At 68.8% G+C, this 26224-nt stretch carries 26 protein-coding genes and 1 tRNA gene; 9 read left to right on the top strand and 18 right to left on the bottom strand.

Going from position 1 to position 26224, the window contains the following annotated elements; translation table 11 throughout:
* Positions 1–272 precede the first annotated feature (272 nt).
* Complete coding sequence (locus ABIB15_RS00480; RefSeq protein WP_354474380.1) at positions 273–608, bottom strand: hypothetical protein; 336 nt, start codon at positions 606–608, stop codon at positions 273–275.
* Between the two features lie 174 nt (positions 609–782).
* Here ABIB15_RS00480 and ABIB15_RS00475 point away from each other — a divergent pair, with 174 nt between their 5' ends.
* A complete protein-coding gene (locus ABIB15_RS00475; protein WP_354474378.1) occupies positions 783–1139 on the top strand; it encodes an HNH endonuclease in 357 nt (118 codons plus the stop codon).
* Positions 1140–1282: 143 nt separating this feature from the next.
* Here ABIB15_RS00475 and ABIB15_RS00470 read toward each other — a convergent pair whose 3' ends face one another.
* A complete protein-coding gene (locus ABIB15_RS00470) occupies positions 1283–2650 on the bottom strand; it encodes a short-chain fatty acid transporter (protein ID WP_354474376.1) in 1368 nt (455 codons plus the stop codon).
* 132 nt (positions 2651–2782) lie between these two features.
* Between ABIB15_RS00470 and ABIB15_RS00465 the strand changes: the two genes are divergently transcribed.
* Entirely contained in the window at positions 2783–3676 is an 894-nt protein-coding gene (locus ABIB15_RS00465) for a DUF429 domain-containing protein (protein WP_354474374.1), read from the top strand.
* A gap of 155 nt (positions 3677–3831) precedes the next feature.
* On the opposite strand, the gene ABIB15_RS00460 is transcribed toward ABIB15_RS00465, so the two are convergent.
* The 5 genes from ABIB15_RS00460 to ABIB15_RS00440 form a co-directional block, all read right to left on the bottom strand.
* The gene (locus ABIB15_RS00460; protein ID WP_354474372.1) at positions 3832–4218 is read right to left on the bottom strand and encodes a hypothetical protein; all 387 of its coding nucleotides are present in this window, start codon (positions 4216–4218) and stop codon (positions 3832–3834) included.
* Positions 4219–4314: 96 nt separating this feature from the next.
* The gene (locus ABIB15_RS00455) at positions 4315–6012 is read right to left on the bottom strand and encodes a glycoside hydrolase family 13 protein (RefSeq protein WP_354474370.1); all 1698 of its coding nucleotides are present in this window, start codon (positions 6010–6012) and stop codon (positions 4315–4317) included.
* 83 nt (positions 6013–6095) lie between these two features.
* The gene (locus tag ABIB15_RS00450) at positions 6096–7013 is read right to left on the bottom strand and encodes a carbohydrate ABC transporter permease (protein ID WP_354474368.1); all 918 of its coding nucleotides are present in this window, start codon (positions 7011–7013) and stop codon (positions 6096–6098) included.
* Positions 7013–7942: a carbohydrate ABC transporter permease gene (locus ABIB15_RS00445; protein WP_354474366.1), complete on the bottom strand. Its 930-nt coding sequence runs from the start codon at positions 7940–7942 to the stop codon at positions 7013–7015. Before ABIB15_RS00445 ends, ABIB15_RS00450 begins: the two co-directional genes overlap by 1 nt.
* A 61-nt stretch (positions 7943–8003) precedes the next feature.
* Positions 8004–9293: an ABC transporter substrate-binding protein gene (locus tag ABIB15_RS00440; RefSeq protein ID WP_502908893.1), complete on the bottom strand. Its 1290-nt coding sequence runs from the start codon at positions 9291–9293 to the stop codon at positions 8004–8006.
* A gap of 151 nt (positions 9294–9444) precedes the next feature.
* On the opposite strand from ABIB15_RS00440, the gene ABIB15_RS00435 reads away from it, so the two are divergent.
* The 3 genes from ABIB15_RS00435 to ABIB15_RS00425 all read left to right on the top strand — a co-directional run bounded on the left by ABIB15_RS00435 (position 9445) and on the right by ABIB15_RS00425 (position 13677).
* Complete coding sequence (locus ABIB15_RS00435) at positions 9445–10620, top strand: ROK family protein (protein ID WP_354474364.1); 1176 nt, start codon at positions 9445–9447, stop codon at positions 10618–10620.
* A 155-nt stretch (positions 10621–10775) separates the two neighbouring features.
* A complete protein-coding gene (locus ABIB15_RS00430; RefSeq protein WP_354474362.1) occupies positions 10776–12386 on the top strand; it encodes a DUF222 domain-containing protein in 1611 nt (536 codons plus the stop codon).
* A gap of 529 nt (positions 12387–12915) precedes the next feature.
* Positions 12916–13677 carry a sulfite exporter TauE/SafE family protein gene (locus ABIB15_RS00425; protein WP_354474360.1) on the top strand — a complete coding sequence of 254 codons (762 nt, stop codon included), beginning with the start codon at positions 12916–12918 and terminating at the stop codon, positions 13675–13677.
* A gap of 78 nt (positions 13678–13755) precedes the next feature.
* Here ABIB15_RS00425 and ABIB15_RS00420 read toward each other — a convergent pair whose 3' ends face one another.
* From ABIB15_RS00420 to ABIB15_RS00410, 3 genes are all read right to left on the bottom strand, one after another.
* Positions 13756–15126: a protein kinase domain-containing protein gene (locus ABIB15_RS00420; RefSeq protein ID WP_354474358.1), complete on the bottom strand. Its 1371-nt coding sequence runs from the start codon at positions 15124–15126 to the stop codon at positions 13756–13758.
* 349 nt (positions 15127–15475) lie between these two features.
* Complete coding sequence (locus ABIB15_RS00415; RefSeq protein ID WP_354474356.1) at positions 15476–15877, bottom strand: YchJ family protein; 402 nt, start codon at positions 15875–15877, stop codon at positions 15476–15478.
* A 22-nt stretch (positions 15878–15899) separates the two neighbouring features.
* A complete protein-coding gene (locus tag ABIB15_RS00410) occupies positions 15900–17147 on the bottom strand; it encodes a glycoside hydrolase family 26 protein (RefSeq protein ID WP_354474354.1) in 1248 nt (415 codons plus the stop codon).
* Between the two features lie 224 nt (positions 17148–17371).
* Between ABIB15_RS00410 and ABIB15_RS15275 the strand changes: the two genes are divergently transcribed.
* Complete coding sequence (locus ABIB15_RS15275; RefSeq protein ID WP_502908892.1) at positions 17372–17536, top strand: DUF8730 family Cys-rich protein; 165 nt, start codon at positions 17372–17374, stop codon at positions 17534–17536.
* Here the strand turns inward: ABIB15_RS15275 and ABIB15_RS00405 are convergent.
* The 8 genes from ABIB15_RS00405 to ABIB15_RS00370 all read right to left on the bottom strand — a co-directional run bounded on the left by ABIB15_RS00405 (position 17533) and on the right by ABIB15_RS00370 (position 22956).
* On the bottom strand, positions 17533–17718 hold the full coding sequence (locus ABIB15_RS00405; protein WP_354474352.1) for a hypothetical protein: 186 nt from the start codon (positions 17716–17718) through the stop codon (positions 17533–17535). The two genes, ABIB15_RS15275 and ABIB15_RS00405, sit on opposite strands and share 4 nt — an antisense overlap.
* Before the next feature lie 105 nt (positions 17719–17823).
* The gene (locus tag ABIB15_RS00400) at positions 17824–18471 is read right to left on the bottom strand and encodes a YdeI/OmpD-associated family protein (protein ID WP_354474350.1); all 648 of its coding nucleotides are present in this window, start codon (positions 18469–18471) and stop codon (positions 17824–17826) included.
* A 152-nt stretch (positions 18472–18623) separates the two neighbouring features.
* Positions 18624–18947 (bottom strand): hypothetical protein, encoded by a 324-nt coding sequence (locus ABIB15_RS00395; RefSeq protein ID WP_354474348.1) that lies wholly within the window; start codon positions 18945–18947, stop codon positions 18624–18626.
* Positions 18948–18969: 22 nt separating this feature from the next.
* Positions 18970–19374 carry an aa3-type cytochrome oxidase subunit IV gene (ctaF, locus tag ABIB15_RS00390; protein ID WP_354474346.1) on the bottom strand — a complete coding sequence of 135 codons (405 nt, stop codon included), beginning with the start codon at positions 19372–19374 and terminating at the stop codon, positions 18970–18972.
* A 95-nt stretch (positions 19375–19469) separates the two neighbouring features.
* On the bottom strand, positions 19470–20699 hold the full coding sequence (locus ABIB15_RS00385; RefSeq protein WP_354474344.1) for an acetyl-CoA C-acetyltransferase: 1230 nt from the start codon (positions 20697–20699) through the stop codon (positions 19470–19472).
* A 40-nt stretch (positions 20700–20739) separates the two neighbouring features.
* On the bottom strand, positions 20740–21528 hold the full coding sequence (locus ABIB15_RS00380; RefSeq protein WP_354474342.1) for an alpha/beta fold hydrolase: 789 nt from the start codon (positions 21526–21528) through the stop codon (positions 20740–20742).
* Between the two features lie 425 nt (positions 21529–21953).
* Positions 21954–22043, bottom strand: a tRNA-Ser gene (locus ABIB15_RS00375).
* 10 nt (positions 22044–22053) lie between these two features.
* Positions 22054–22956, bottom strand: a complete 903-nt coding sequence (locus ABIB15_RS00370) for an alpha/beta fold hydrolase (protein WP_354474340.1) — start codon at positions 22954–22956, stop codon at positions 22054–22056.
* Positions 22957–23084: 128 nt separating this feature from the next.
* On the opposite strand from ABIB15_RS00370, the gene ABIB15_RS00365 reads away from it, so the two are divergent.
* The 3 genes from ABIB15_RS00365 to radA all read left to right on the top strand — a co-directional run bounded on the left by ABIB15_RS00365 (position 23085) and on the right by radA (position 26070).
* Positions 23085–23855 carry an SGNH/GDSL hydrolase family protein gene (locus ABIB15_RS00365; RefSeq protein WP_354474338.1) on the top strand — a complete coding sequence of 257 codons (771 nt, stop codon included), beginning with the start codon at positions 23085–23087 and terminating at the stop codon, positions 23853–23855.
* Positions 23856–23899: 44 nt separating this feature from the next.
* A complete protein-coding gene (locus ABIB15_RS00360; protein ID WP_354474336.1) occupies positions 23900–24565 on the top strand; it encodes an SGNH/GDSL hydrolase family protein in 666 nt (221 codons plus the stop codon).
* 143 nt (positions 24566–24708) lie between these two features.
* Positions 24709–26070 carry a DNA repair protein RadA gene (radA, locus tag ABIB15_RS00355; protein ID WP_354474335.1) on the top strand — a complete coding sequence of 454 codons (1362 nt, stop codon included), beginning with the start codon at positions 24709–24711 and terminating at the stop codon, positions 26068–26070.
* Positions 26071–26224 lie beyond the last annotated feature (154 nt).

Raw genomic sequence — 26224 nt, 5'->3', positions numbered from 1 at the left:
GGTCAGCCCGATCCTGCGTGAGGTCGGGTGGCCCAGAGACAGGATCGGAAGCGCCACCAGTGTATTCTCGGCGCGGACTGTGGCACATGGGGTTGTTGAAAACTTTTTGACGATTCTCGTGCGGCCGTGACCACGGCCGGCGACGTGGGCGCAGGAGAATGGACGGCGTTCCCCTTGCCGACGCGCTCTGGCTGCGGGGAGGCCGTGACATTCGTGTGGGCGCCGGAATCCTCTGCCCGGGCCGACTGTCAGGTGCGAGTTGCGCCGCCTCGCTACCGGTTGACGAAGTCCGTGCCGCACGCGGCGATCGCAGCGGGCGAGCCCAGCACGTAGAGTTTCTGCTGCTCACCGGGTGTGCCCAGATGCACCAGGACGTGCAGCGGGTGCATCCGCCCGGCGACCTGGCCGACGTCCACGTTGGGGTTGTTGTCGAACACGGCCGCGGGAAGTTCGACCGAGGCCTCACCCGAGCCCTCGGCGATCACGACGCAACTCCCGTTGCCTAATTTCATGACGTGCGTGTGGGCGGCCATCGCCGGAGTTGCGCCGACGAGGACGAGTACCGCCGAGGCGACGGCGACGAGTCCCGCCGCTCCAATTGCCTTCATGGATTTCATTTTGCAACATCCCTTTCCTGGATCATGGAACGGGCATCCCGCGCATCCCCCCGAGCCGAACGGATGCCGATAGCGCACGGTAGCACCGCGCTCGGGGGGCCTGTCAAGGAGGAGGGAACTCGGGTCTTGACTCCGCTGCCCCGGCATCCGCCTACGCTGATTCCTGTGCCCCACCCGAACAGCCGCGCCGCCAAGGCCGCCCGCCGCCGCACGCGGCGCATGGCCCTGGTCGAGCACGACCTGACTCCGGAGCAGTGGGCGACCCTGCAGGAACTGTGGGGCGGATGCGCGTATTGCGGGGCATCCGACCGGGCGCTGCAGCGCGATTGCGTGCAACCCATCTCGCGCGGCGGGCGCTACACGCTCGGCAACATCGTGCCGGCCTGCGGGCCGTGCAATGCGAGCAAGAGCAATGACGAGGTGACGAGCTGGATGCGACGCAAGAAGCTCGACGAGCGCCGCTTCCTGGTGCGGTTCGTCGAGGTGCGGGCGGCGCTGGCTCCTGGCGATGGGCTGGCGTAGGTCCGCGGATGCGCAACGCTCGCGCGCATGCTGTTCACTCATGCGGGTGCGATAACAGCCGCATGAGTGAACAGCGCCCGCGGGAGCGGTCGCGGCCCGCGCGACAGCACCCGTGCGGACGAGCGCCGCGTCCGCAGCATCCGCTACCCGGCGCCCACGATCAGCATCGTCGCCGCGAACACGAGCCCCGCGGCCAGAAACGTCACAGTCGTGTAGCCCAGGATGTCGCGGATCTTCAAACCCGCGATCGCGAGCAGCGGCAGCGCCCAGAACGGCTGGATCATGTTCGTCCACTGGTCGCCATACGACACGGCCATGATCGCGACCGACGGATCGACGCCGAGGCGCTCCGCGGCATCCAGCATGATCGGCCCCTGCACGGCGAACTGCCCGCCTCCGGAGGGCACGAAGAAGTTGACGAGTCCCGCGGAGAGCAGCGCGAGCAGGCCGAACGTGGCCGGCGTCGAGATGCCGACGAAGAAGTCCGAGAAGACAGCGATCAGGCCGGAGCCGGTCATCATGCCGAGGATTCCGGCGTACAGCGGGAACTGCAGAAGGATGTCGCCGACGTTCGACGCGGCATCCTTCACGAGGCGGATCAGCTCGAAGGGGTTGTGCACCAGCAGGAAGATCAGGCCGAGGAACGTCCAGTTGACGATGTCGAGGGTTGGGGTGCCTCCGCCGACGAAGTGGACGACGAGGTAGGCCACGAGCGCGAGCCCGATGATGAGGGTCGGGATACGGCTCGCGTCGAGCCGGTCGGCGGGCGTCACGACCTCGTCGGGCGCGGCATCCGCTTCGCGGGCGTCGAAGGCCAGCTCGAAGATCGGCGCGTCCTTGCGCGGGGCGACGAGGGTGAGCGCGAGCGCGACAACAATGATGGTCGCGACGGCCGCACGGATGTTCCAGGGCGAGAAGGTGGTCTCGGTCAGCGGGATCGTGCGGCCGATCTGCTCGGCGAGGAACGAGCCCTCGGTCGCGGCGGTCAGCGGGGCCGATCCGGAGTAGCCCATGTGCCAGACGACGAAGCCCGAGTATCCGGCGGCGACGAGCAGTGGGAAGTGCAGCGGCACGCCGCGGGCCCGCAGCTGGGCTGCGACCTCCTTGGCGAGCAGTCCGCCGACGACGAGGCCGAGACCCCAAGTGATGAGCGAGGCAATGGATGCGACGATGAAAACGAAAGCATAGGCCTGAACGGCGTTGCGCGGCACGCCGCCGAGCTTGGTGAGCAGCCTGCGCACAAGCCGAGTGTTGGCGAGGGTGCGCCCGAGGAGGAGGACGAGCGCCATCTGGGTCATGAACGCGAGGAGGCCCACGAGGCCGTCGCCCCAGCTGCGGATGACGTCGACCGGGCCGGCGTCGGCCAGTGTGAGGGCCAGAATGGCCACCAGCACGGTCAGCACGATCACGAAGACAAGGGCGCTGGGGATGAATCTCTCAACGAGCGAGTTGATCGGCCGCATGAACGCGGCGACCGGCCCGGTCGCTCGCTTCTCGCTGCGTGTTGACATGGAAATCCCCCAGAATTGCTACGACGGTGTAGCTTCAGGGCATCCGCGCTGACCCTCGACGGTAACAGGGTGCTCTCAGGTTGATCGATTCGGGCCTCGCCCCGGCCCCGTCCACTCGCAGAGAAAGCGCACATGACCCACTACCTCGGCATCGACCTCGCCTGGGGCGAGGGCACCGCGACGCGCCCCGCGAAGGAGACCGGTCTCGCGCTCATCGACGAGACCGGCACCGTGCTGCACGCCGGCTGGGCGCGCGGCATCGACGCGGTCGCCGAGTGGATCGTCAAGGTCGCGACGCCCGGCGCCGTGATCGCGATCGATGCGCCGCTCGTGGTGCATAACGCTTCCGGCATGCGACTGTGCGAGCGGCAGGTCGGCATGGGCTACGGGCGCTGGCACGTCGCCGCGAACGCCAGCAACACCGCGCTGGGCTGGCAGGGCGGTGTGGCGCTGCGGATGAAGCTCGAAGCGCGCGGGTTCGTTTACACCGACGGCATCCGCCCGCCCGCCCCGCTCGAGCGCACGATGTTCGAGTGCTACCCGTACACGACCATCGTCGGAATGGCCGAGCTGGGCTATGAGGAGAAGCGTCCGCGGTACAAGCGATTCGACAGGTCGCTGCCCTCAGCGCTGCGGCGGCAGGCGAGGGCGGATGCGTGCGATGAGCTCATCCGGCGGATGGCCGAGCTCGGCACGGCCACTCCCCCGCTGCACCTCGCCTCGCACGAGGTGTCGCGGTCGCTGCTCGAGCCGTCGCCGCTGGTCGATGCCGCCTACAAGCACCGGGAGGACATGCTCGACGCGGTGCTCTGCGCGTGGACCGCCGCGATCTGGCACCAGCACCGCGAGCGGGTACAGGTGCTCGGTGCCGGAGACGCGCCGGATGCCGCGGGTCGGCGCGGGACGATCATCGCGCCCGCCCGGGATGGGCAGCGGGTCGCGGGGCGGGTGATGCGGGTTCTGCCCGAGGCGACGGCGCCGCAATTGGATGCGGCGGTGCGGCAGCGGCCGGCGGTGCGGCAGTGAGGGGCGGGTGGCGGGGCAGTGGCGGGCGGGGCGGGAGCGAGGGGCGGCCCGACAGTGGGGCGGGTGTTGTTCACTCACGCTGGTGCGATTACATGCACGCGGATGAGTAACACCCGCGCGAGCGGGGGGAAACCGTCACTCACCGAGCTCGCGAGCTACGGCTGCTCGAGCGGGTCGTGCCCCGCCGCGCTCTCGAGGTCTACTTCGATCGAGACCATGACGTCAGCGAGCTCCTCCGTGGAGGCGTCCACCTCCGCTTGGGGCACCGGCACGGCGACGGCGCCCAGAGTGGGGAACTTTGGCATCGGAAAGCGTTCCTCTTCGACGGCGTCGACCGGACCGTCGATCTCCGAGGTGACGAGCGCGCTCGCCGAACCGAGAAGTATCGTGTGCACCGCCACCGCGCCGTCATCCTCGAGCACCGGGATATCGATGGCCACGCGCTTAGCCCACCGCCCCGTCCGCGTTGCGTACTCAACCAGGGCGTCGGCGACTGCGCTCCCCGTGACGATCGATCCACCCGCGTGCGTGACCTTCTTCATTCTCGCCACGATAGACCCTCGAGCACTGACACCCTGCCCCTTGCAATCGCGTCGGTGCGTCTGGATGAATCGACCCCCGCGGGCGACGTATGGCCCTCAGCTGTCGTCGTTCGAAGCGAACCACACCGTCGATTCGCCGGGGAGCACGCCCTCGCGCGGCGCGGCACTGAAGATCAGGGCGTCGTCGCGGTCAAGCGCGAACGGTTCCGAGCCGAAATTCGTCACGACCTCCCATCCGTTGGGGCGACGGTAGCGGAGCACATCGGTGCGCCCGGTCCCGATCCATTGCAGCTTCTCGTCGGTCTGCAGAGCGCGACGCAGCTCGAGGGCGCGGCGGTAGATCGACAGCGACGACGCGGGGTCGCCCTGCTGGCCCGACATCGCGTAGCCGGCGAACCACGGCGGCTGCGGGAGGTGCGACCCTCCGTCACCGAAGCCAAATGCCCGCCCGTCGGCGTTCCACGGGAGGGGCACCCGGCATCCGTCCCGGCCCCGGTCGGCACCCTTGCTGCGGAAGAAGGTCGGGTCTTGCCGCTCGGCATCCGAGATCTCGGCGACCTCGTGCAGGCCCAGCTCCTCCCCCTGATAGATGTAGCTCGACCCAGGCAGGCCCAGCATGAACAGCGTTGCGGCGAGCGCCCGCCGGCCCCCGACCTCGCGGTCGAGCTCGGACGTCGCGCCGCCCGAGCGCAGCCACTCGAGACCGTGCTTGAGGGCGGGCCGCCCCTCCGCATCGCGCTCGGGGTGGGCGAGGCCGTAGCGGGTCGCGTGCCGCACCACGTCATGATTCGAGAGCACCCATGTGCTCGAGGATCCGGATGCCGCCGCCAACTCGAGGTTCGCCGTGACGACGCTGCGGAACTGGTCGGCGTCGAAGTCCGCCTCGAGGAGGTCGAAGTTGAAGGCTTGCCCGAGGCTCTCCGGGTGCGCGTAGAGGGGAACCCTGCCCTTGTCGACCCAGGCCTCGGCGACCGCCGTCCTAGGCGGGTCGTACGAGTTAAACACCTTTCGCCATTCCGCATAGACGTCGTGCACATCGTCGCGATCGACCATCGGATGCTGGCCGTCCCGCGGCATCGCATCGAGCGCGGCCTGCGAGGGCAACGGCTCGGTCAGGTCCTTGGTGAGCATGTGCGCAACGTCGATGCGGAACCCGTCGACCCCGCGATCCGACCAGAACCGCAGCGTCGTCACGAAGTCGGCGCGGACCTCCGGGTTCGACCAGTTGAGGTCCGGCTGCTCGATGGCGAAGTTGTGCAGGTACCACTGGCCGTCCTCGACCCGCTTCCACGCAGGTCCCCCGAAGCTCGAGTCCCAGTCGGCGGGCGCCTGCGCACCATCCGGCCCCGTGCCCTCGCGGAAGATGTAGCGTTCGCGGGCAGCCGACCCTCGGCCGGCGGCGAGCGCCTCCTGAAACCAGACGTGCTGATCGGAGCTGTGATTCGGCACGATGTCGACAACTACCTTGATCCCGCGGGAGTGCAAGGCGTCAACGAGGTCGTCGAAGTCCGCCAGAGTGCCCAGCCGGGGATCGACGCCGCGGTAGTCGGCAACGTCGTAGCCACCGTCGGCGAGAGCCGACGGATAGAACGGGCTTAACCACACCGCATCGATGCCGAGTTCGGCGAGGTAGTCGGCCTTCGAGATGATGCCGGGGATATCGCCCAGGCCGTCGCCGTTCGCATCCGCGAAGCTCCGAGGATAGATCTGGTAGACCGCGGCCTGGCGCCACCAGGGCGACACCTCGCTGATATCACGGCGGTTGGGGGTGTTCTGCACGTCGACGATGCTCACGGGCTCGGCTGCTCCTTAGCGTTCTTGCGGTGGTAAAGGCGAACCCGCCCGACGCGGGATGCGTCGGGCGGGTTGATGCCGGGTCAGCCCTTCACGGCACCCTGCGTCACGCCCTCCATCACCCATCGCTGAGTGAAGAGGTAGACGATGATGGCCGGCGCCATCGCCATGAGGTAGGAGGCGAACGAGACGTTGTAGTTGTTGCTGAACTGGGTCTGGAAGATGCTCTGCACGACCGGCAGGGTCTGCAGCGCCGGATCTGAGGTGATGAGCGACGGCATCATGAAGTCATTCCACGACGCGAGGAACGCGAAGATGCCGACGGTCGCGCTCATCGGAGCCAACAGCGGGAAGATCAGGTGCCAGAAGGTCTGCCAGGTGGTGGCCCCGTCGATCCGCACGCTCTCCTCCAGCTCGGCCGGGATCGAGCGGAGAAAGGCGGTGAACAACAGGATGCTGAAGCTCAGCTGGAACATGATGTGCAGGATCGTGACCCCCAGGGGGTTGTCGAGACCCACCAGCCCCGTCAGCTGGATCTGTGGGAGCGCGACGACCGGGAAGGGAATGAACATCGCGGCGAGCAGGTAGTAGAACGACCAGCGGAACAGTCGTCGATTCCAGTTTCGCGAGATGGCGAACGAGGCGAGAGCCCCGAGGATGATCGTTCCCGCAACCGATCCCGCGGTGATCAGGATCGACACGAGGAACGCCGTCGGGTAGTCCGTCAGGTTCCACGCGGTGACGAACCCGTCGACGCTGAAGGGGGCCGGCAGCGAGAAGGCATTGCCATCGACCGCCTGCCCCTGCGTCTTGAAGGCCATCGAGACGGTCACGTAGAGGGGGATGATCACGGTGACGGCGCACAGGAGCAACACAATGGTGAGCGACCAGCTGGACTTCCCACCACCTCCCTGGGCGCGATACTTTCTTCTTGCCCCCTTCCCCTCGAGGGTGGCGGCGGCGTCGATGTCCCTGGCGATGAGAGCGGGCTGTACAGACATCAGCGTGCGTTCCTTCCACGAGTGAGCCGGAGCTGGATCAGAGAGATCACCACGACGATGACGAAGAACATCGTTGCGTTGGCCATCTGATAGGCGTAGTCGCCTCCGGTGAATCCGGTGACGATCGTCATCGGGATGCTGCGGGTCGCCGTGCCGGGCCCGCCATTGGTGAGGCCCACGATCACGTCGTAGGCGTTGAGGAAGTTCTTGAACCCGAGGATCACGTTGATGACGATGTACCCGGCGACGAGCGGCACCGTGATCCGCAGTAGTTGCTGCCACTTGCCAGCGCCGTCGAGGTCGGCCGCCTCATACACCTCGCTGGGAATCGAAAGCAGTCCGGCTATGTAAATGAGCAGCGTGCCCGGGATGGCCTGCCAGGCGGTGACGATCACGATCCCGACCCAGGCGAGGTCGGGGTTGGCGAGGATGCTCTCGCTCAGTGCGTCGATCCCAAGCGCCTGCCCGGCCGCCGGCACCGAGTTCGAGAAGAGGAAGTTGAACACGTACGCGATGATGATGCCCGACACAACCATCGGGATCACGAAGATCGTGCGCAGCCCGGTCTTGATCTTGATCTGAGCCGTTAGGCCCACCGCGAGCAGGAACGCGATCGCGTTCACGAGGATCACTGTGACCGTCGCGAACCCAAAGGTGAAGAAGTAGCTCTGCAGGATGGCGGGGTCCGAGAACATCGCCACGTAGTTGATCAGGCCGACGAACTCCCAGTCGCCGAAGCCGATGGAGTTCGTGAAGCTGAAGAAGATCCCGATGACCGCGGGAACGGTGATGGCGAGGGTGAAGATGATCAGGCTTGGGAGAAGGAAGACGTAGTAGATTCCCTCGACCCCCCGTCGCTTCCTCGGAGTCGCCGCGTTGGCCCCCCTGGCGCGTGTGGCCTGCGGCGGCGCCGCTGTCGTCGTTGTCATGCTCGGCTCCTTCTAGATCGTCTCAACTGGGGGGTGGCTCGTGAAGAACTCGTGTCGCGGATCATTGGCGGAGCGCCAGTCGCGCCCAGTCCCCGTCGAGGGTGCTGAGGGTGCTCTCGACTCCCGCGCCGAGCGCGATGCCCTGCGTGTAGTTCTCTGTGGGAATCGTGAGCGGGATTGCCTTCGAGGCCCCTTGGTAGAAGTCGGCGTTGTCGTAGTACTCCTTCATGCCGAGGATCCGCGGGTCGGTGACCGGCGCCGCGTCGATCGTGGTGCCATAGCCGAGCTGCGCGGCGTTGTACTGATCCATCACGTCCTGCTCGAAGAGATAGCTCAGGAACGCCCGCGCACCCTCCTTGCTCTCCGAGGCCTCGGGGATCCAGGCGGCGAGGTCGATGTTGACACGCACCTGAAGGTCGGCCGGGTCGTCGGTCATCGGCAGGGGGAAGGTGCCGAGGTCGAGGTCGGGGCTCGTCTTCGCGATCTCGCCGAACGCCCAGGGGCCCTGCAAGTACATCGCGGCCTCGCCCTTGGCGAAGGCGAGGTTGCCGTCGCCGTAGCCCTTGCTGGCCGCGTCGCGGTTTGCGTAGCTGTCGATCAGCAGCTGCATCCGCTCGACCGGCTCGGCGAGCGTCTTCTCGAACGAGACCGGAGAATCGGGACCGACCTCGGTGCCCAAGGCGTTCATCTCCTCGTAGAAGCCGGCCACGTCGACCTGGCCGCCGACGGTGTAGTCGAACCAGCCCTGCGCCACTGTCCATGGATCCTTGAAAGTGCCGTAGAACGGCGTGATCCCCGCCTCGGCGAGCTGGTCGCAGGCGGCGATGAGCTCGTCGTAGGTCTCCGGAACCTCCACCCCCTGCTCCACGAAGATCTCCTTGTTGTAGATGACGGAGGCGGCCATCACCGAGTAGGGCAGCACGCTGGTGCGTCCGGGGTAGCTCGCGTACTGGTCGACCAGCTCCTGCACCTCGGGGAGGATGCGGTCGGCCTCCGGCATGTCGGAGAGGTCGCTCAAGGCGCCCCGCTCCATGAAACGGGCCATCTCCATGTTGTAGTTCAGCAGCCCGAGGTCCGGTGGGTTGCCGCGGAGGAAACCAGCCTGGAGATTCGACGACGAGTCGAGCACCACCTCGACGTCGTCCTGCGAGGCGTTGTACTCGCTGATGAGTTCGCGGAAGTACGGGATGGCTTCGGGCTTGCTGAGGTGGAAGCGGACCGTCTCAGGACCACCGCCTCCCGCACAGCCAACCAGACCGGAGCCGATCATGAGGAGGCCGAGTGATGCGGCCAGCACACGGGGTGTGCGGCGGGGGTGTCTGGGCACGTCGTTGTCCTTTTCGAGTCTCATCGTCGAGAGGCGCTCGTTTGTTCGTCGATTAGATTTAGCTATCAAATCAACTGCGCTGCAATAATAATGCAACAAGAGCACGAAAGGGTCAAGTACTTTGTCGACACCGCCGCACCCATCCCCCGCGCCCCCACGGGCGAGCCTCGACACTTTGCTGGCCTTCGCCTGGGAAGCGGGCGTCTTCGTGAGCACGGATGCCATGGCCGCGACCGGGCTGACACGCTCCACGGCGATCGACGCGCTCGACGAGCTCATCGATATCGGACTCCTACGTGAGTTGCCCAACGCGCGGGCCGTGGGCGAGTACCGCAAGGGACGCCCGTCGCGGCGGTTCGAATTGCGCGCCGACGCGGCCGTCGTCATCGGCATGGACGCTGGCCGTTCGCACCTCACAACGACAGTCGCCGACCTCCGCGGCGAGGCCATCGCCAGCGAGACGCTCGAGTTGGACACGACCCACGACAGTGCGGACGAGCGACGGGCTGCGGTGCTTGCGGCCGTCGACTCGGCCCTCCGGGCCGCGGGACGCGACCGGGAGAGCGTGCTCGCCGTCTGCGTTGGAGTGCCAGCACCGGTCGATTCCCGCGGCGAGTCCCCCGACCACCGCGACGGCTTCTGGCAGCGAATGAACCCCGCCCTGCGAAGAATGCTCGAGGAATGGGTGCCGATCGTCCGTCTCGAGAACGACGCCTCGCTCGCCGCCGTCGCCGAGGGGGCTGTCGGTGCGGCGATCGGTTGCCGCGACTACGTCGTGCTTCTCGCCGGCGATCGGTTCGGGGCCGGGGTCGTCATCGACGGTCGGCTGGTGCGTGGCGCCCATGGTGGAGCGGGCGAAATGGTCGCCCTCGACAACGTTGTCGGAGTTGAGAGTGCCGAGGGCATGGGTCTGAGGCTCACCGGCTGGGCGCGCGACGCGGCCGCCGCAGGCGAGATCCCGGCCGGCCACCCGCTCGCCGACGTGCCACCCAGCCAGATCACCGGGCGCGTAGTGCTCGAGCTGGCGAGAGCGGGCGACACCTGGGCGGGAAGCATCGTCGAACGCGCCGGCGCGTTGCTGGCGCGCATCTCGGCTGTCTTCGGCAGCGTGTACGATCCCTCCCGCGTCATTGTCGCCGGGGCGGTGGCAGAGAGCCTCGACCAGGTCGCCGAGGTGGCGCGCGCGCTCCTGCCGGGTGAGGTCGACCTCGCAGTTCCCGAGCTCGTCCTCTCCTCGCTTGGAGCGGGCTCCGTGGCCGCCGGCGCTGTCTGCGCCGCGGTCGAGTCGGCACGGGCGGGGGTGTTGCACCTCGGCGCATCCGGGCCGCGCCTGCTCGGCGAGGCCGTGTAGTTCCTCAACGTCGGCATCACAACTGCACTCCCGCCCGGCCGGGGCGCAACGGGTGGCCGGGCCCAACCTCTCTGCACCGGCCCTGTGGAGAAGTTCTTATCCCCATTTGGCCAAACCTCTTTCGAACATACATTCGAATGTGCGAAAATTGTGACATGGACGAAACCTCGCTCTCACCCTCGGAGACACTGCCGGAACCACTCCCGCAGTCGCTTTCCGAGTCGCTCTCGTCGTCACTTCGCGAGTCCGCTGCCCGGGTCGCCTCACTTGGCGATGAGTCGTTCGCCCTCCGCTGCCTCACCTCCGCCGACCTGCTCACCGCGCAGTCGGCCATCACGACCCTTCGCCGCTGCGTCGACCGGTACGCCGCCATGGCCGCGGGCGAGATCGCCCACCGCTCGACCCCCGAGTACGGCCACTCCGGACTCGCCCAGAAGGCCGGCTTCGTATCGCCTGAGGCGATGTTGCAGTCCATTGCCAACATTTCGCGCATCGAGGCCGTGAAGCTGATGCGGATCGGGTCGTTCATCGCCGAGTCCGAGGCCGCAGCGGAACTCGCGGCGAGCGCCGCCCGTCTCGATGACGCGGATGGCGCAAATGACGACGGAGCAGTCGCTGCGGCCGGCGGTCCGGATGCTGGGCTTGACGGCACCGGCGACGGCACCGGCGACGGCAGCATCGACGGCAGCGGCCGCTTCCTCCCGCAATTTCCACCGCCGCCGCCGTGGCAGGCGCCTCTCGCCGCCGCGCTCGCCGCCGGAACCCTGTCGATCGACGCGGTCGAGTCAATCAGGAGGGCGCTCGGTGACGTCGACCCCGCCGTTACCCCCGAAGCGCTCACGGCGGCGTGCGAGCACCTCATCGCGACCTCGACCGGCCTGACTCCCGAGCAGCTCTACCGCAGGGCTCGCCAGCTCCGCGACTCTCTCGACGAGGCTGGCATCGAGCGGCGCGAGAAGGAGCGGCGCGACCTCCGATCCGTGCGCACCTGGTGGGACCCGGCCGGCATGTATTGCGGTAGCTTCCGGCTGCCTCCCGAGGAGGGCATGATCGTGGCTACCGCGTTCGACGAGATCCTCTCCCCGCGGCGCGGCGGACCACGGTTCGTCGACCTCACGGCGAAGGCCTCGGCCGAGGAGCTGCTCAACGACCCGAGGTCAACCGAGCAGATCGCCGCCGACGGCCTTGTCGACCTGATCCGTCTCGCCGTCGACGCCGACCCCGGCACCATGTTCGGTCGCCGCCGCCCCGCCGTGCGCGTCATGGTCACCGACCAGCACCTTCATGCCGGGGCCGGACATGGCCGACTCGAAGGCCACCCCGACCCGGTGTCCTTCGCAACCGTGGAACGCCACCTGTGCGACACCGGCACGATCGCCGTCGGCTTCGACAACGACGGCCAGTGCGTCAACGTCGGCCGAAACCAGAGATTCTTCACCGAACGTCAACGGATCGGAATGACCCTCAGGGACGGCGGATGCATGTTCGCCGGCTGCGACCGTCCGCCCTCCTACTGCGAGGCTCATCACATCGATGAGTGGCTCCGCGACGACGGCAAGACCGACATCGCAGACGGAATCCTCCTCTGCCGACGTCATCACCTCCTCCTGCACAACAATGGGTGGCAGGTGATCCGAGAGGGGGCCGACTACTACATGCGACCGCCCGCCGATGTCGACCCCAACCGGGAGCTCATCCTCCTCGCCAGTCGAAACCCGGACATGCGGGCGCTCAAACAACGATCCGCCCAGCGTCGAGCGCAGTAGTCTGCCCACCGGCAGCCGGCGCCAATCGCGGCCCCGGCCCCGGCACCGGCACCACCCGCGATCACCCGCGATCACCCGCGATCACCCGCGCCGGGTGCGCGCGACCTGGCAAACGGGCGCGACCCGGCAAACGGGCGCGACCCGGCAAACGGGCGCGACCCGGCAAACAGGCCTGATCGAGGAGCCTCTCGACCTTCCATGCTGCAATTCCGAATCATCCGGACAAACGCGGGACGGACGGCGGCTTCTGACTGGTGTCTAGCGGAGTTGGGTTCGGGATTTCGCTCGTCACCATGCGCTTTCCACTACCCGAATGAAAAATCGTGATGAAGAAATCGCTGGACGCGGCCGGAGGCAAAACCGGAACCCCACCGTGATCCGGCGGGGTTCCGGTACTCGGCACTGATTTCCCCAGCACGCTCTGCGCGTGGCACGATGAGAATTGACGGCATCGGCTGCCCTCACTCATCCAGCACAGCAGAGGGTCCATCGTGAGTTCATCCGCAGCATCCGCCCCCGGCAGCGCCGCATGAGCTGGATCGAGGTCGTCGTGCTGTTCGTCTCGGGCACCCTCGCCGGGATCATCAACACGGTGGTCGGATCTGGCTCGCTCATCACGTTTCCCGTGCTGCTCGCCCTCGGGTATCCCCCGGTACTGGCCAACGTCACGAACAACGTCGGCGTCTTCCCCGGCTCGATCAGCGGGGCGATCGCCTACCGCAAAGAGCTCAAAGGACAACTCAAGCCGGTGCTCGCGCTTGCGACCTTCTCCGCGTTAGGCGGGCTCGCCGGTGCACTACTTCTGCTGCAGCTTCCCGCGGAGGTGTTCGACGGAGTCGTGCCAGCGCTCATCGTGCTCGCCCTGCTGCTCGTCGTATTTGGTCCCCGGATCAAGCGCACGATCGCCGCGCGCCGGCTCGCTCGCGACGAGGCACCGAAGAACCGGGTCGCGCTCTTCACAACGACCGCGCTCACCGGCGTCTACGGCGGGTACTTCGGGGCAGCCCAGGGCGTGATCCTGCTGTCCTCCCTGTCGATCCTGCTGCCGGGATCACTGCAGCGCGCGAACGCCTATAAGAACGTGCTCGCCGCCACCGCGAACGGCGCCGCGGCCATCGTGTTCGTGCTCATCTCGCAAGTCGCCTGGCTCGCGGCCGGCGTGATCGCCATCGGCGCGATCCTCGGTGGACAGATCGGCGGCTGGGTCGGCCAGCGCCTCCCCCCGCTTGTGCTGCGGATCGTGATCGTCGTCGTCGGCCTCGCCGCCATCGCGTACTTCATCGTCAACTAGCCGGCAACATCGGACCAGCGGGCCGCGCACAAGGCTCAGCGACATCCGGTCACCCTGTCGACGAGCTGCAGATCTGAGCTACCGGGCCGCGAGCCGCGTTTCCCAGCGCAGGTTGAGCTCGCGCATCACCATCGCGGCGAGATCCTCGAGCGTTGCGATCTCGTCCGCCGTCACCGTGCGCGGCTTGACGTCCATCACGCACAGGGTGCCGAGGCTGAAGCCGTCGCTGGTAGTCAGTGGGACTCCGGCGTAGAACTGCATCCCGAACTCGCCCGCGACGAGTGGGTTCGCGAGCGCGCGCGGATCGGTACGGGCATCCTCGACGATCCACGGCTCGTCTTGCAGGATCGCCGACGCACACAGTCCCGGGTCCCGCCCAATCTGCTCCGCATCGACGCCGTGCCTCGACTTGAACCACACGCGGTCGGTGTCCACGACGCTCACGATCGCGAAGGGCACACCGAACACCCGCGCGGCAACAGCGGTGATCCGGTCGAAGGTGCCGTCCGGAGGGGTATCGAGCAGGTCGTAGCGGAGAACGGCGTCCATCCGGCCCGCCTCGTTCGGCGCATCCATCGGGCCGGCGTGGCGGCCCGACTCGGCCGAGACCAACTGCCGGAACGCCTTGACCAGCTCGCCGGCATCGGGTCGATCGGCAGGCTCGCGCGCCGTCATCGCGGCGAGAACCTCCCGCCACTCCGGCGAGAGCACCGCATCGAGGCTCGGGGGTCGGATGAGCCGCGCGACGGCGGACTGCACCGCCGGGCCGGGGTACTCGAGCTTTCCGGTGAAGCACTCGAGCAGCACGAGGCCGAGCGAGTAGATATCGGTCGGAGCTCCCATCGGCTCGCCGAGCGCCTGCTCCGGGCTGATGTAGGCGACCGAACCGGTCACGGCGTTCTCCGCCGAGATGTGGGTCGACTCCGCGCGCAGCGCGATCCCGAAGTCGGTGAGCCGCGCGCGGGCCGTCGTCGCGTTGTCGTCGTAGTCGACCATGAGAATGTTGGCCGGCTTGATGTCGCGGTGCACGATGCCTCGATTGTGCACGAACTCGAGGCCTTCGGCGAGGTCGCTGGCGATCTGCGCGATGTGGCGCGACGAGACGGGCCCGCCCTTCTCGATGCGCTCGCGAAGGTCGATGCCCTCGACGAGTTCCATCACGAAGAAGATGCGGGGCTCAGCCGGAACCGTCTTGTCGACGGCGGCATCGAGCAGCGTCACGAGGCTGTGGTGGTTGAGCCCGGCGAGCACGTTGATCTCGTCCTTCTGGCGGCGCAGGTCGTTCTCGGCGACGGCATTCGACCGGAACACCTTGACCGCGACATCACGTCCGAGAAACTCGTCGTGGGCCTGGAAGACCTTCGCCATCCCGCCCTGACCGAGCAGCTTCAACAGGCGATACCGGCCATGCAAAAGTCCGCGGATCTCACTGCCCGACTGCTCGCCCATGCGGTCCTTTTCCCATTTGTTTGCATAATCATAGGCAGAATTCCGGATGCCGCCGCACGCGCTCTTCCCGCACGGGCACAGCCCGCTCGGGACCTTTGTCACTGGCCGCGCCCGCCGGTGCTGCGCAACATGGTTAACGGGTGTTGCACCCGAACGATCCCCCGCCAACGGTGCCGCGGTGTTGCGATCTCGATGCGGAGATTGCGGTATCCGTCGGCATCCGCATTCACGACCCGACGTGGTTGCCACGGCGGGGGATCAACGGGTTCCCTTTCGATCGTCGTGGCGGCAGGTCTGTGAACAGGCGCCGCCACGACTCTCGATCTGCGAGGCCCGCGGCCGCCGCCGCTCACGCTCCGTCGAGGTAGACCCAGCGGCGCCCCTCCCGCACGAAGCGACTCATCTCATGCTGTTCGCTCGCGGTGCCGGCGGCGCGAGAGTACGCCCGGAACTCCACGGTGCCCTCGGTGTCGAGCATCCCGCCGCGGCTCGTCGCCTCGATCTCGAGCCGATACCAGCGCTGGCCCGGATCGAGCTCGAGCTCGGACGGCCGGGTCTTCGGATGCCAGGTCGCGAGCAGATAGCCCGCGTCGCCGACAGCGAAGGCGGAGTAGCGCGAGCGCATCAGCCGCTCGGCCGTCGGCGCAAACGCCGAGCCATCGTGAAAGGGGCCGCAGCACTCGCCGTACTGCAGAGCACTGAGGCACGGGCAGCGGGCGGTTGCCGCGAGGCGCCACTCGGAATCGGTCACTCCCCCATTATCCGGGCAGGCGCTACTCCCGCGCCGCGAGCGCTGCGCCGAGAGCGGCCGCGGACGCGGACGAGCTGTCGATGCGCCAGTCGGTCTCCTTGTTGTGGTGGAACCAGACGAATCCGGTCACGTCGGGCTGCGCGGCGAGGTAGCCGACGAGCGCGGTGTTCCAGTCGGCCTTCGACCCGCCCGCCTCCGCCGAGGCCGTCTCCGCGATCAGGATCGGCGTTCCCGGCGCGATCGCGCGCAGCTGCGACAGTCCGGGGCCGAACAGGGCCGACGGAGATGTCCACGTGCTCCACGACGCGGACGCGCCCCAGTTGTAGCCGTCGAGGCCGACCGTGTTCACGTATCCGGCTCCGGGGTAGAGCTGGGTGAGCGGCGTCGACCCGGTATACGGCACGTTCGGACTCCACAGCCAGCTGACGTTGCTGGCGCCGGCCGCGGCAACGACGTCGTGCACATGCCGCCAGGCCGCCACGTAGTCGCCGGGCGAGTTGCCGTTGGCGGCGTCGGCCCACGGGTACCAGTTGCCGTTCGCCTCGTGCGCGTAGCGCAGGGTCACGGGCTTGCCCCAGGCCGCGAGCGCCGTTCCCCAGCTGGAGAGGTAGGCGTCGAAGTCGCCGGCGGCGATGCGGTCGGAGGTGAAGGCGGGCTGGTTCACTCCGTTCCCCCACCGCCACGGCTCCCACGTGATGATGCTCGTTGCGCCGCGGGCCGCGACGGCATCGAGCTCGGCGATCGGGGCCGGCTGGGTGAAGTCCTTGTACGACATCACGATCGACGGGGCCTCCCCGACGACGGATGCGACGTGGTCCAGTTCCGCGGACGCCGCGGCACCTCCCGGGGTTGTGACCCCGAACCGCAGCAGCGAGGCGCTGACCTGTGGGGCGGTGCCGGGCGCCGGGGTCGGCGACGGTGCGGGAGCGGGCGTCGGCGGCACCTCGACAGATACCGGGCTGAACGTCACCGTGAAGGTGGCGGTTCTCGAGACGGTGCCAACGGTCGCGGTGGCCGCGACGAGGGCAGCCGTCGTCTCGGGGATGACCCAGGTGACCGAGAACCAGCCGCTCGCTGAGGTGGTGAACGCCATCGACGACCACCCGTCGGTCAGCGTGCCCTGCTTCTTCTTCGGAAACCCGCTGCCGGTCACCGTCACGGCGGTGCCGACAGGCCCGCTGGTCTGGCTCAGCGAGACGGATGCCGATGGGGCCGCGTGCGCGGCCTCCGATGCGAATCCACCACCGAGCACTGCCCCCAGAATCGACATGACGAGCCCAAATACGCTCAGTTGAGCGCGATGCCTCTGTGTCACTGTTCCCCCAGGATGCCGTTCGCCACGGCAGCCCCCGCTGCCGATCCAGGCGACGGCCCCCGCCGGCACCTGGACAGTTCAACAGTAGACCGATCTGTCGCCCCGGGTGGTAACGATTTGCGCGAACAGATACCCCCATGGGTATAGTGAAAGTCATCCACCCAGCGAAGGAGTACTGAATGTGCCGAGCGGTTACCTGTAAGAAGTGCGGAAAGACGACCTGGGCAGGCTGTGGCCAGCACGTCGATCAGGTCATGCGCGGAGTCTCCAGCGCCCAGCGCTGCCGCGGACACCAGAACGACGCCCCCACCCCCGGCTTCTTCGCGCGCCTCTTCGGCCGCTAGAGTCCGAACGAGCGGCCGAGCCGGCCCAGCACCTCCTTGGGGTCGACCCCGAACTTCTCGAGCAGGCCCCGATCCTTGTCGGTGTCGACTTTGTCGGGGAGCTCCGAATCGGCCCTCGCCGCCTCGTCGTTCTTGCCGAGGCTCTTGAGGAAGTCGATGATCTGTTCTTTGTCGAAGAGCATGTCAGTGTCCTTATCGCGATCAGTGCGTGAGACCGACCCTAGGCGCACGCAATCCAGCCGAGTAGGGGTGGACCGGATGCCGCGCAGCCGTTAGGCGGCATGCGTTCAGACGGGGGAGCGGTACGCGGCCGCGGTCGAGACAGCCTCCGCGATCCGAGCCGACCGGGTTCCCTCGCGCTTGGCCTTCGAGATGCGGTAGAGCGCCAACTTGCGGATGGCGTCCGGCAGCGCGGTGAAGTTCCTCTCCGCCAGCGGGTCCGCGGCGAGCGCGGCAGCGAGGTCGCCGGGCACGATCATCGCCTCGCCGTCGTCGAGCGCGGTCCACGACCCGTCGGCCTTGGCGCGCTCGATCACCGCGATCCCGGCGGGGGCGAGTCGGCCCTCGCGCTCCAGCTCGGCGACCCGCGCCTTGTTACTGGGCGCCCAGTCGCTGCCGCGTTTGCGCGGTGTCATCCGCTGCAGGAAGCGGTCCTCGTCGAGCGATCGGGCCAGACCGTCGATCCAGCCGAAGCAGAGGGCCTCCCTCACCGCACTGTCGTAGTCGAGGGCCGTCACCGCGTTGCCCTTCTTGCCGATCGCGACCCACGCGCCGCGCGCATCGGCGTGGTTCGCGGCGAGCCAGTCCCGCCACTCCGCAACGGTCGCCGGCTGCACGAGCGGGAGGTCGGCGGATGCCGCGGGCGCCGGCTCGGGCTCGGGCTCGGGCTCGGGCTCGACATTGTCGGGGGTCGGATGCTGCTCGCGCGCGCTCACCGGCGACTCCTCGAGGGTCGTTCAGACTGCTTCTGATCAGCCACGATTTTACCCGCGGGCGCAGACCCCGCCAGCCCCCGGCATCCGCTCGGCCCCTCAGCCGATCGCCCCTTCAGCCTCTCAGCCCCTCTGCCCTTCAGCCCCTCAGCCGGTCAGCCCCTCAATCCCACAACATCGGGCAGGTCCGCCCCTCCCCCGCGCCGGATCGTGTGTCGGGTGACGTCTCCGTCGAGGATGTGGCCGTGGAACTCGATCAGGTCGCTGGTGCGCAGGTTGTCCGGCGAGGGGGCGAGCACGACCGCGTAGTTGGGTACGAGGCGCGTCTGCACGACCTGGCACCACCGGTAGACCTTCTTGCCCCGCACCCACTCGAGCTCGGTCGCGGGCGCGATGCCGATCAGGATGCTGTAGGTGCCGCCGGGGTCGACCTCGTGGGCCTGGTCGATCATCCGATCGATCGAGAGTTGCAGTTGCATGTCTTTCCTATCGGGTCGGCCCTCAGTGGGCGAAGTTGCCGCGAAAGTACTCGAACTGCCATCCGATGATCGTGATGAGCAGCAGCGGGAGGGAGAACATGGCGATCCACGGACTGATCGCCAGGCCGAGCACGACGGCTGAGATCGCGCCGCCGAGCAGCACCGGCCACCAGCTCCAGGGGCTGAAGAAGCCAGCCTCGGCATCGCCGTCGTCGATCTCGGCGTCGAGGCGGTCCTCGGCGAGATTGGCGCCGTCGCCGCGGAGCACCTGGCCGAAGTAGAACGCCAGCATGACGCACATGACACCCGAGAGCCCGATGGTCAGCAGTCCGACGAGCTCGAAGTTGTCGTCGGCGAGACTCCAGATCAGGTAGGCGGCGTCGACGACGAGAAAGCAGATGCCGACCACGTAGAGAACTGTCTTCATGCTCTTCACTGCGCCACGGTCCCAACTATTGATGAGTTCATAAATTCATCATATCGTGGATTCGAGGAAGCTCGGTTCGCGGACGCTTGCCGCCGCTACGCCCGCTCGAAGATCGCCGCGAGTCCCTGCCCGCCGCCGATGCACATCGTCTCGAGCAGGTAGCGGCCGCCGTCCCTCTGCAGCTGGCGTGATCCCGTCGCGAGCATGCGCGCTCCCGTGGCCCCGACCGGATGCCCGAGCGAGATGCCGGATCCGTTGACGTTGGTGCGCTCCCAGTCAGCCTCGGTGAAGCCCCACTCGCGGCTGACGGCGAGCACCTGCACGGCGAAGGCCTCGTTGAGCTCGATGAGGTCCATGTCGCCGAGCACCAGGCCGGCCCGTTCGAGCACTCTCGCGGTCGCCGGTACCGGTCCGATGCCCATCCGCGACGGCTCGACACCGGAGCGTGCCCAGCCGACGAGCCGCACGATCGGGGTGAGGCCGAGCTCGGCCGCACGCTCCGGGGTCGTCACGATGCAGGCGGCGGCGGCGTCGTTCTGGCCGCTCGCGTTTCCGGCCGTGACCGTCGCCTCGGCATCCGACTTGACCAGGATCGGACGCAGCCCCGCGAGTACCTCGAGGCTCGAGTCGGCTCGGGGCGTCTCGTCGGCGTCGATCACGACGGCACCCGTGCGGCCGGGCACGGTGACGGGCACGATCTCGTCGTCGAAGCGGCCCTCGGCCACGGCGCGCACCGCACACTGGTGGGAGCGCAGCGCAAGCGCATCCTGCTCCTCGCGGCCGATCGAGTACTCGCGGCGCAGGTTCTCGGCTGTCTCGAGCATGCCGCCGGGCACCGGGTAGTTGCGTCCGCCGGCGGTCTCGCGCCCGCGGCTGAGGGCGTCACGGAGCTGGATGCCGGCGGTGCCGGTAACGCCAAACCGCGAGTCGACCGTGTAGAACGGTGCCTGGCTCATCGAGTCGACCCCGCCCGCGATCGCGAGGTCGCTGACGCCGGTCTGGATCTGCATCGCGGCGTCGAGTACTGCCTGCAGGCCGGAGCCGCAGCGTCGGTCGAGCTGCATGCCGCCGACCGTGACGGGCAGTCCGGCGTTGAGCGCGGCGACGCGTGCGACCGACGCGGCCTCGGCGGTCGGGTACCCCTGGCCGAGGATCACATCGTCGACGACGGCGCCGTCGATGCCGGTCCGCTCGATGAGGGCGCGGATGACCGTCGCCGCGAGATCTGCGGGCGCGACGGAGCTGAACATGCCGCCGAAACGCCCGATCGGGGTGCGCAGCGGCTCGCAGATCACGACCTCCCGCAGGGTACGAGGGCCGCTCATGCCGCCGACCCTTCCGTCGCCAGCGTCGGGCCGGAGCATGTCACTCATTCGCCACCTCGATTGCGCGCAGCAGCAGCGCCGCGACGGTGTCCGGCCGTTCGAGTGCGGGCAGGTGCGCCACTCCCGAGATGGTCACGTGCCGGGCGCCGGGGATGGCGTCGGCGAGCTCCTGCAGTTGCTCCGTCGGGGTCGGCAGGTCGAATTCGCCGGACACGCACAGGGTCTTGACGCGGATGCCGGACACGGCGTCGGTGACGTCGAACGCCGCGAGCGCCTCGCAGCACAGGGCATACGACTCGTCGTCCACGTCGATCAGGCTGCGTAGCGCGGCTGACCCCGCGGCGGGGTCGCGTTCGAAGAATCCGGGGGCAAACCACCTGTCTGCACTTCCGGCAACAACCGACCCGGTGCCGCTCGCGCGGATCTCGGCGGCCCGCTCGATCCAGCCCTCGGCGGCGCCGATCTTCGCGCCGGAGCAGATGACGGCGAGTCCCCGCATCCGGTCCGGGTGGCGGAGCGCGAGCTCGAGGCCCACGGCGCCGCCGAGGGAGATGCCGGCGTAGTAGAAGGGGCCCCCGCCGACGGAGTCCACGAGCGTGATGACCGCGTCGGCGATGTCCGCGATGCTGAACTGCCCGGTTGCCACTGGGCTCAGGCCGTGGCCGGGAAAGTCGAAGCGCACTACCCGGTAGTGCTCAGCGAGGGCGGGCACGGCGCCGTCCCACAGCGAGGCGGTCATGCCGAGGGAGGGCCCGAGCACGATCGTCTGCGGCTGGACGACACCCCCCGCGACCTCGTGGATCGTGCCTCGAATGGTGGGCTTGGTCATGCTGCCGGGGTCCCTTCGTCGTCGGTCGGCGGTGCCACACGCTCGGTCGGCGCGCCTCCGTGGTGCTGCCGGATCACGCGGTGCTGCCGGAGCACGTGGTCGATGCCGACAGCCGCGATGAACCCGAGGGATCTCGGCGAGGCCTGCTGACCGAGCGTGCGCCCAGCCAGACGGGTGTCGCGGTTCTCGTCGGCGAGCAGCGCGAGGCGGTCGGACGCCGCGCGACGAGGCGGTGGGTAGTCGAGAGCGGAAGCCCGGTGCGCCGGGTGTCGTCGCCGCCGGACGTACCCGTCCGCGCTGGCTTTCCCGACATGGGTCCACGGTACTCGGGATGGTTCGGGGCCGACTGTCGGGTCTCACCCAGTTCCAGCGATCGGCGGCAACGAAAAAGCCCTCGACTACTCGAGGGCTTTTTGCTGCGAATCTGGCGGAACCGGTGGGATTTGAACCCACGGTGGGCTCTCACCCACACAACTTTTCGAGAGTTGCACCTTCGGCCGCTCGGACACGGTTCCGTCGTCAATCTTAGTACAGACTCGCGCGCGCCTCGGCGACGCTCCCGTAGCCGGGCGCGACGTGCCGGAGGATCCGGTCCCACTGCCGCGCGATGACGAGGTGCCCGGCGCCGGGAATCAGTTCGAGCTCGGAGTGCGGCACCTTGGCCAGGTGCCAGCGCCCATGCTCCTCGCCGGCAACCGAGTCGGCCAGACCGTAAACGAGCAGCGTGCGGGCGCGCACGTCGCCCTCGTCGAAGCCGAGGTCGCGCGCCGAATAGCTGACGATGTCCGCCGCCATGCCGCGCACCGAGTGCAGCACAGCCCTGTCGAGCATGGCGACGATGCGGTCGCGGATCTGCTCGAGCAGCGCGGCATCCGCCTCGTCGGCCGCGAGCATGCCCACGATGTCGGCGCCTCGCGGGTACTCCCCCACGAACCCCGCGAACTGAGCCCGGAGCGCGGCGGTGGCCTCGGCCGGCGGCAGTTCGGCGAGCCGGGCGTTCATCGCCCGGTTCTCCTCGCCGACCCAGGGCACCTCGACATCCGGCGCGGGGGTCGCGACGACCGCGATGCGGTCGACGACCTGCGGATGCCGGGCGGCGAGCGCGAGCGCCACCCGACCGCCGGCCGACCAGCCGACCGCGCCCGCCCGGACGATCCGGTGCGCCGCGAGGTACTCCGCGATGTCGTCGGCGGCATCGGCGACGGTGCCGGCCGATCCGTCCTCGTGCAGGCCCGAGGTGCCGTACCCGGGGCGGTCGAGGGCGATGAGGCGGATGCCGTGAGCCTCGGTCACCTCGGGGTCCGGGTCGAACAGCGCGGACCCGGGGGCCGGGTGCGACAGGACGACCGTGCGGGCGGCATCCGGATCCCCGAACTCGACCACGCCGATCAGCCGGCCGGAACTGTGTGCGAACTCCGTCATTCTCATGCGGTCACGATAACCGCTGCTGCGGCGACGGAACACGGGTGGCACTCGCGGGCCCGGGCCTCACGCGGAAGTCGGGACCGACACCCGTGGCAGTGCCGCCGCCCATCCGCCGCGGCTACAGTTCTCGCATGCCCTCCGCCCGCTCGATCGCCGCCGCCGCGGTCGGCTCGCTCGCGCTGCTCACGGGGGCCGCCGCGGGCGCGCGCTACCTCGTGATCCGCCGCCGCACCGCGGGGATGGTGCGCCTGGCCGACATGATCCCGGTGCACTCGGCGCACTGGCGGGAGCAGCAGAAGGCGAAGGGCGAGCTGCTCTACGTCGCGATCGGCGACTCCGCGGCGCAGGGAATCGGCGCGAGCCAGCCGGGCCGCTCCTATGTGGGGCTGCTCGCGCGCAGCATCCGCCGGGAGACCGGGCGCACGGTGCGCGTGGTGAACCTCAGCCAGTCCGGCGCGCGGCTGCGGGAGGCGCTCGAGCACCTGCTGCCGCGGCTGGCGAAGCTGCACCCCGACATCGTCACGGTCTCGATCGGCGCGAACGACATCGCGACCTTCGACCCGGAGCAGTTCGAGCGGGAGCTGCGCGCGCTGTACTCCGCACTTCCGCCCGGCGCGATCGTCGCGGACCTGCCCTCGTTCTACCTCGGCGAGTCCGAGCGCCGGGTGCGCGTCGCGAACGAGATCGTGCACCGGGTCGCCGCCGAGCTATCGCTCGAGGTCGCGCCGCTGCATCGGACGACCCGGTCGCGCACCGCCGCCCGCACCGCCTTGCGCGATGTGGCTGCGGACTTCTTCCATCCGAACGACCGCGGGTACGCGGTGTGGGCATCGGCGTTCGAGCCGCCCGTGCTGCGGACGGTGCGGAAGCTCGACCGCGGCACGCCGGCGCCGCCCGACTGAGCGGCGCGGGCCGCGGCGCGACCTCCCCCGGATACAGTCGGACAATGATGCGCGGACTGCCCACGTGGTCGAAGCGGCGATACGCCGAGTCGTGGCGCACCCGCGCCGCCGCCAGCCGCCCGAACGAGATCCGCTACGTCGCCCTCGGCGACTCGGCGGCGCAGGGCATCGGCGCGACCGCGCCCCGCAACGGTTACGTTGGACTGCTCGCGAGCCTCGGCGAGCGGCATTCGGCGCGGCCCGTCCGGGTGATCAATCTCAGCGTCAGCGGCGCGAAGACCCGCGACGTGATCGAGGGGCAGCTTCCGCGGCTCGCCGCGCTCGGAGCCGACATCGTCACCTGTGCGATCGGCGGCAACGACATCCGCCGGTTCGACGCGGACCGCTTCGAAGTCGAGATCCGGGAGATCGCCCGCACGCTCCCGGCGCATGCGCTGCTCGCCGACGTGCCCTGCTTCTACAGCGGACGCGGCGAGGTCCGCTCGCGAGAGGCGACCGCCATCGTCCGTCGCGAAGCGGATGCCGCCGTCCGCACGCTCGTCGAGCTGCACGCCGCCACCGAGAATCGCACCCGAGCCGAGGTGCGCGGCGACTTCGCCCTGGACATGTTCCACCCGAACGACCGCGGCTACACCGTGTGGGCCGCCGCGTTCGAGCCGGCGTTTCTGACCCGGCTCGACACGCTCGCATCCGACACGGCGCCGCTCTGAGCTGGACGCTCTCCGGCATTCGACACGGCCGCGCGGGCCCAGCGCGCACCCATCCACGCGCCGCGCTGTCAGAGCACCGCCGGAACCCTCGCCGCTGTGGAGTGCCGCGACCGGATGTCTGCGGGGTTCCCTAGGCTGGGGGGATGGTCAAAACCCAATCGAACTTCACCTGCACCGAGTGCGGTTGGGCGACCCTCAAGTGGGCCGGGCGCTGCGGCGAATGCCAGGCCTGGGGCACGGTCGTCGAGGCCGCCCAGAGCACGGGCGGCCTGCGCGCGGTCAAGCCGGTCCGGGTCAGCGAGGCGCGCATCGCCCGCTCGATCATCGACATCGAGTCGGACTCCGTGGCGCACTGGCCCAGCGGGATCAACGAGTTCGACCGAGTGCTCGGCGGCGGCATCGTGCCCGGCGCGACCATCCTGCTGAGCGGCGAGCCCGGTGTCGGCAAGTCCACGCTGCTGCTCGAGGTCGCCTCCCGTGCGGCGGCCGGCGGCGCGAAGGTGCTCTACGTGACCGCCGAGGAGTCGGTGAACCAGGTGCGCCTGCGCGCCCAGCGTACGAACGCGCTGCAGCCGTCGCTGTTCCTCGCGGCGGAGACCGACCTTGCCACCATCCTCGGACACATCGACCAGGTGAAGCCGCAGCTGCTCATCGTCGACTCGGTGCAGACGGTGTCATCGTCGCTGTCGGACACTCTCGCGGGCGGTCCGTCCCAGGTGCGGGAAGTCGCCGCCACGCTCATCCGCGTCTCCAAGGATCGCAACCTGCCGATCCTCCTCGTCGGCCACGTCACCAAAGACGGCACGATCGCAGGTCCCCGCCTGCTCGAGCACCTCGTCGACGTGGTGCTGCAGTTCGAGGGCGACCGGCAGACGTCGCTGCGTTTCGTGCGCTCGCACAAGAACCGGTTCGGATCCACGGACGAGGTCGGATGCTTCGAGATGACCGGCGACGGCATCGCCGAGGTCGCCGACCCGAGCGGCCTGTTCCTGTCGCGCGGCAAGGTCGCCGTGTCGGGCACCTGCGTGACGATCGCCGTCGAGGGGCGCCGTGCCCTCCCGGTCGAGGTGCAGGCGCTCATCGTCAAGTCGTCCGCGCCGCAGCCGCGCCGGGTCGTGAACGGCGTCGACGCCTCCCGGGTGGCGATGCTGCTCGCCGTGCTCGAGCGCCGGGCGGGCCTCGCGCTGAGCGGCTATGACGTCTACGTGTCGACGGTCGGCGGCATCCGCGTGACGGAGCCGGGGGCCGACCTCGCCATCGCCCTCGCGATCGCGAGCGCCTACAAGGACAGGCCCTTCGCCGGCAGCCTCGCCGCCGTCGGAGAGATCAGCCTCGCCGGGGAGGTGCGCGAGGCGTCGTCGTCGAAGCAGCGGGCCGCCGAGGCCGCGCGGCTGGGCTTCTCGACCGTCGTGGATGCCTCGGCCGGGCACCTCGGCGAGGCCGTGCGCCTGGCCTTCGCCACGGCGAGCGCCGCGGTCGAGCGGGTGGCGATCCCCGACTTCTAGGACCCACGGATCGCCGACCGGCCCGAGGGGGCTGACCCAGCGGGCCGCGCAGAGCCGCTGCGGGCCGCACGGAGCCGGTGCGGGCCGCAACGGAGGAGAAATGGCGACACGCCGGGTCGCGCCGTTCGCGACACCGGCGTGTCTGCGGAGTCTC

It is taken from the genome of Marisediminicola sp. UYEF4, from assembly GCF_040546025.1.
Lineage (GTDB): Bacteria > Actinomycetota > Actinomycetes > Actinomycetales > Microbacteriaceae > Marisediminicola.
The sequence above is the reverse complement of the archived record's forward strand: the minus strand, read 5'-3'. Positions and strand labels throughout refer to the sequence as shown.

Coding starts and splice junctions, on each gene's coding strand:
- ABIB15_RS00480 (WP_354474380.1), bottom strand. CDS start 608: ATGAAGGCAATTGGAGCGGCGGGACTCGTCGCCGTCGCCTCGGCGGTA.
- ABIB15_RS00470 (WP_354474376.1), bottom strand. CDS start 2,650: ATGTCAACACGCAGCGAGAAGCGAGCGACCGGGCCGGTCGCCGCGTTC.
- ABIB15_RS00465 (WP_354474374.1), top strand. CDS start 2,783: ATGACCCACTACCTCGGCATCGACCTCGCCTGGGGCGAGGGCACCGCG.
- ABIB15_RS00460 (WP_354474372.1), bottom strand. CDS start 4,218: ATGAAGAAGGTCACGCACGCGGGTGGATCGATCGTCACGGGGAGCGCA.
- ABIB15_RS00450 (WP_354474368.1), bottom strand. CDS start 7,013: ATGTCTGTACAGCCCGCTCTCATCGCCAGGGACATCGACGCCGCCGCC.
- ABIB15_RS00445 (WP_354474366.1), bottom strand. CDS start 7,942: ATGACAACGACGACAGCGGCGCCGCCGCAGGCCACACGCGCCAGGGGG.
- ABIB15_RS00440 (WP_502908893.1), bottom strand. CDS start 9,293: ATGAGACTCGAAAAGGACAACGACGTGCCCAGACACCCCCGCCGCACA.
- ABIB15_RS00430 (WP_354474362.1), top strand. CDS start 10,776: ATGGACGAAACCTCGCTCTCACCCTCGGAGACACTGCCGGAACCACTC.
- ABIB15_RS00425 (WP_354474360.1), top strand. CDS start 12,916: ATGAGCTGGATCGAGGTCGTCGTGCTGTTCGTCTCGGGCACCCTCGCC.
- ABIB15_RS00420 (WP_354474358.1), bottom strand. CDS start 15,126: ATGGGCGAGCAGTCGGGCAGTGAGATCCGCGGACTTTTGCATGGCCGG.
- ABIB15_RS00410 (WP_354474354.1), bottom strand. CDS start 17,147: ATGTCGATTCTGGGGGCAGTGCTCGGTGGTGGATTCGCATCGGAGGCC.
- ABIB15_RS15275 (WP_502908892.1), top strand. CDS start 17,372: ATGTGCCGAGCGGTTACCTGTAAGAAGTGCGGAAAGACGACCTGGGCA.
- ABIB15_RS00405 (WP_354474352.1), bottom strand. CDS start 17,718: ATGCTCTTCGACAAAGAACAGATCATCGACTTCCTCAAGAGCCTCGGC.
- ABIB15_RS00395 (WP_354474348.1), bottom strand. CDS start 18,947: ATGCAACTGCAACTCTCGATCGATCGGATGATCGACCAGGCCCACGAG.
- ctaF (WP_354474346.1), bottom strand. CDS start 19,374: ATGAAGACAGTTCTCTACGTGGTCGGCATCTGCTTTCTCGTCGTCGAC.
- ABIB15_RS00385 (WP_354474344.1), bottom strand. CDS start 20,699: ATGAGCGGCCCTCGTACCCTGCGGGAGGTCGTGATCTGCGAGCCGCTG.
- ABIB15_RS00380 (WP_354474342.1), bottom strand. CDS start 21,528: ATGACCAAGCCCACCATTCGAGGCACGATCCACGAGGTCGCGGGGGGT.
- ABIB15_RS00370 (WP_354474340.1), bottom strand. CDS start 22,956: ATGAGAATGACGGAGTTCGCACACAGTTCCGGCCGGCTGATCGGCGTG.
- ABIB15_RS00365 (WP_354474338.1), top strand. CDS start 23,085: ATGCCCTCCGCCCGCTCGATCGCCGCCGCCGCGGTCGGCTCGCTCGCG.
- ABIB15_RS00360 (WP_354474336.1), top strand. CDS start 23,900: ATGATGCGCGGACTGCCCACGTGGTCGAAGCGGCGATACGCCGAGTCG.
- radA (WP_354474335.1), top strand. CDS start 24,709: ATGGTCAAAACCCAATCGAACTTCACCTGCACCGAGTGCGGTTGGGCG.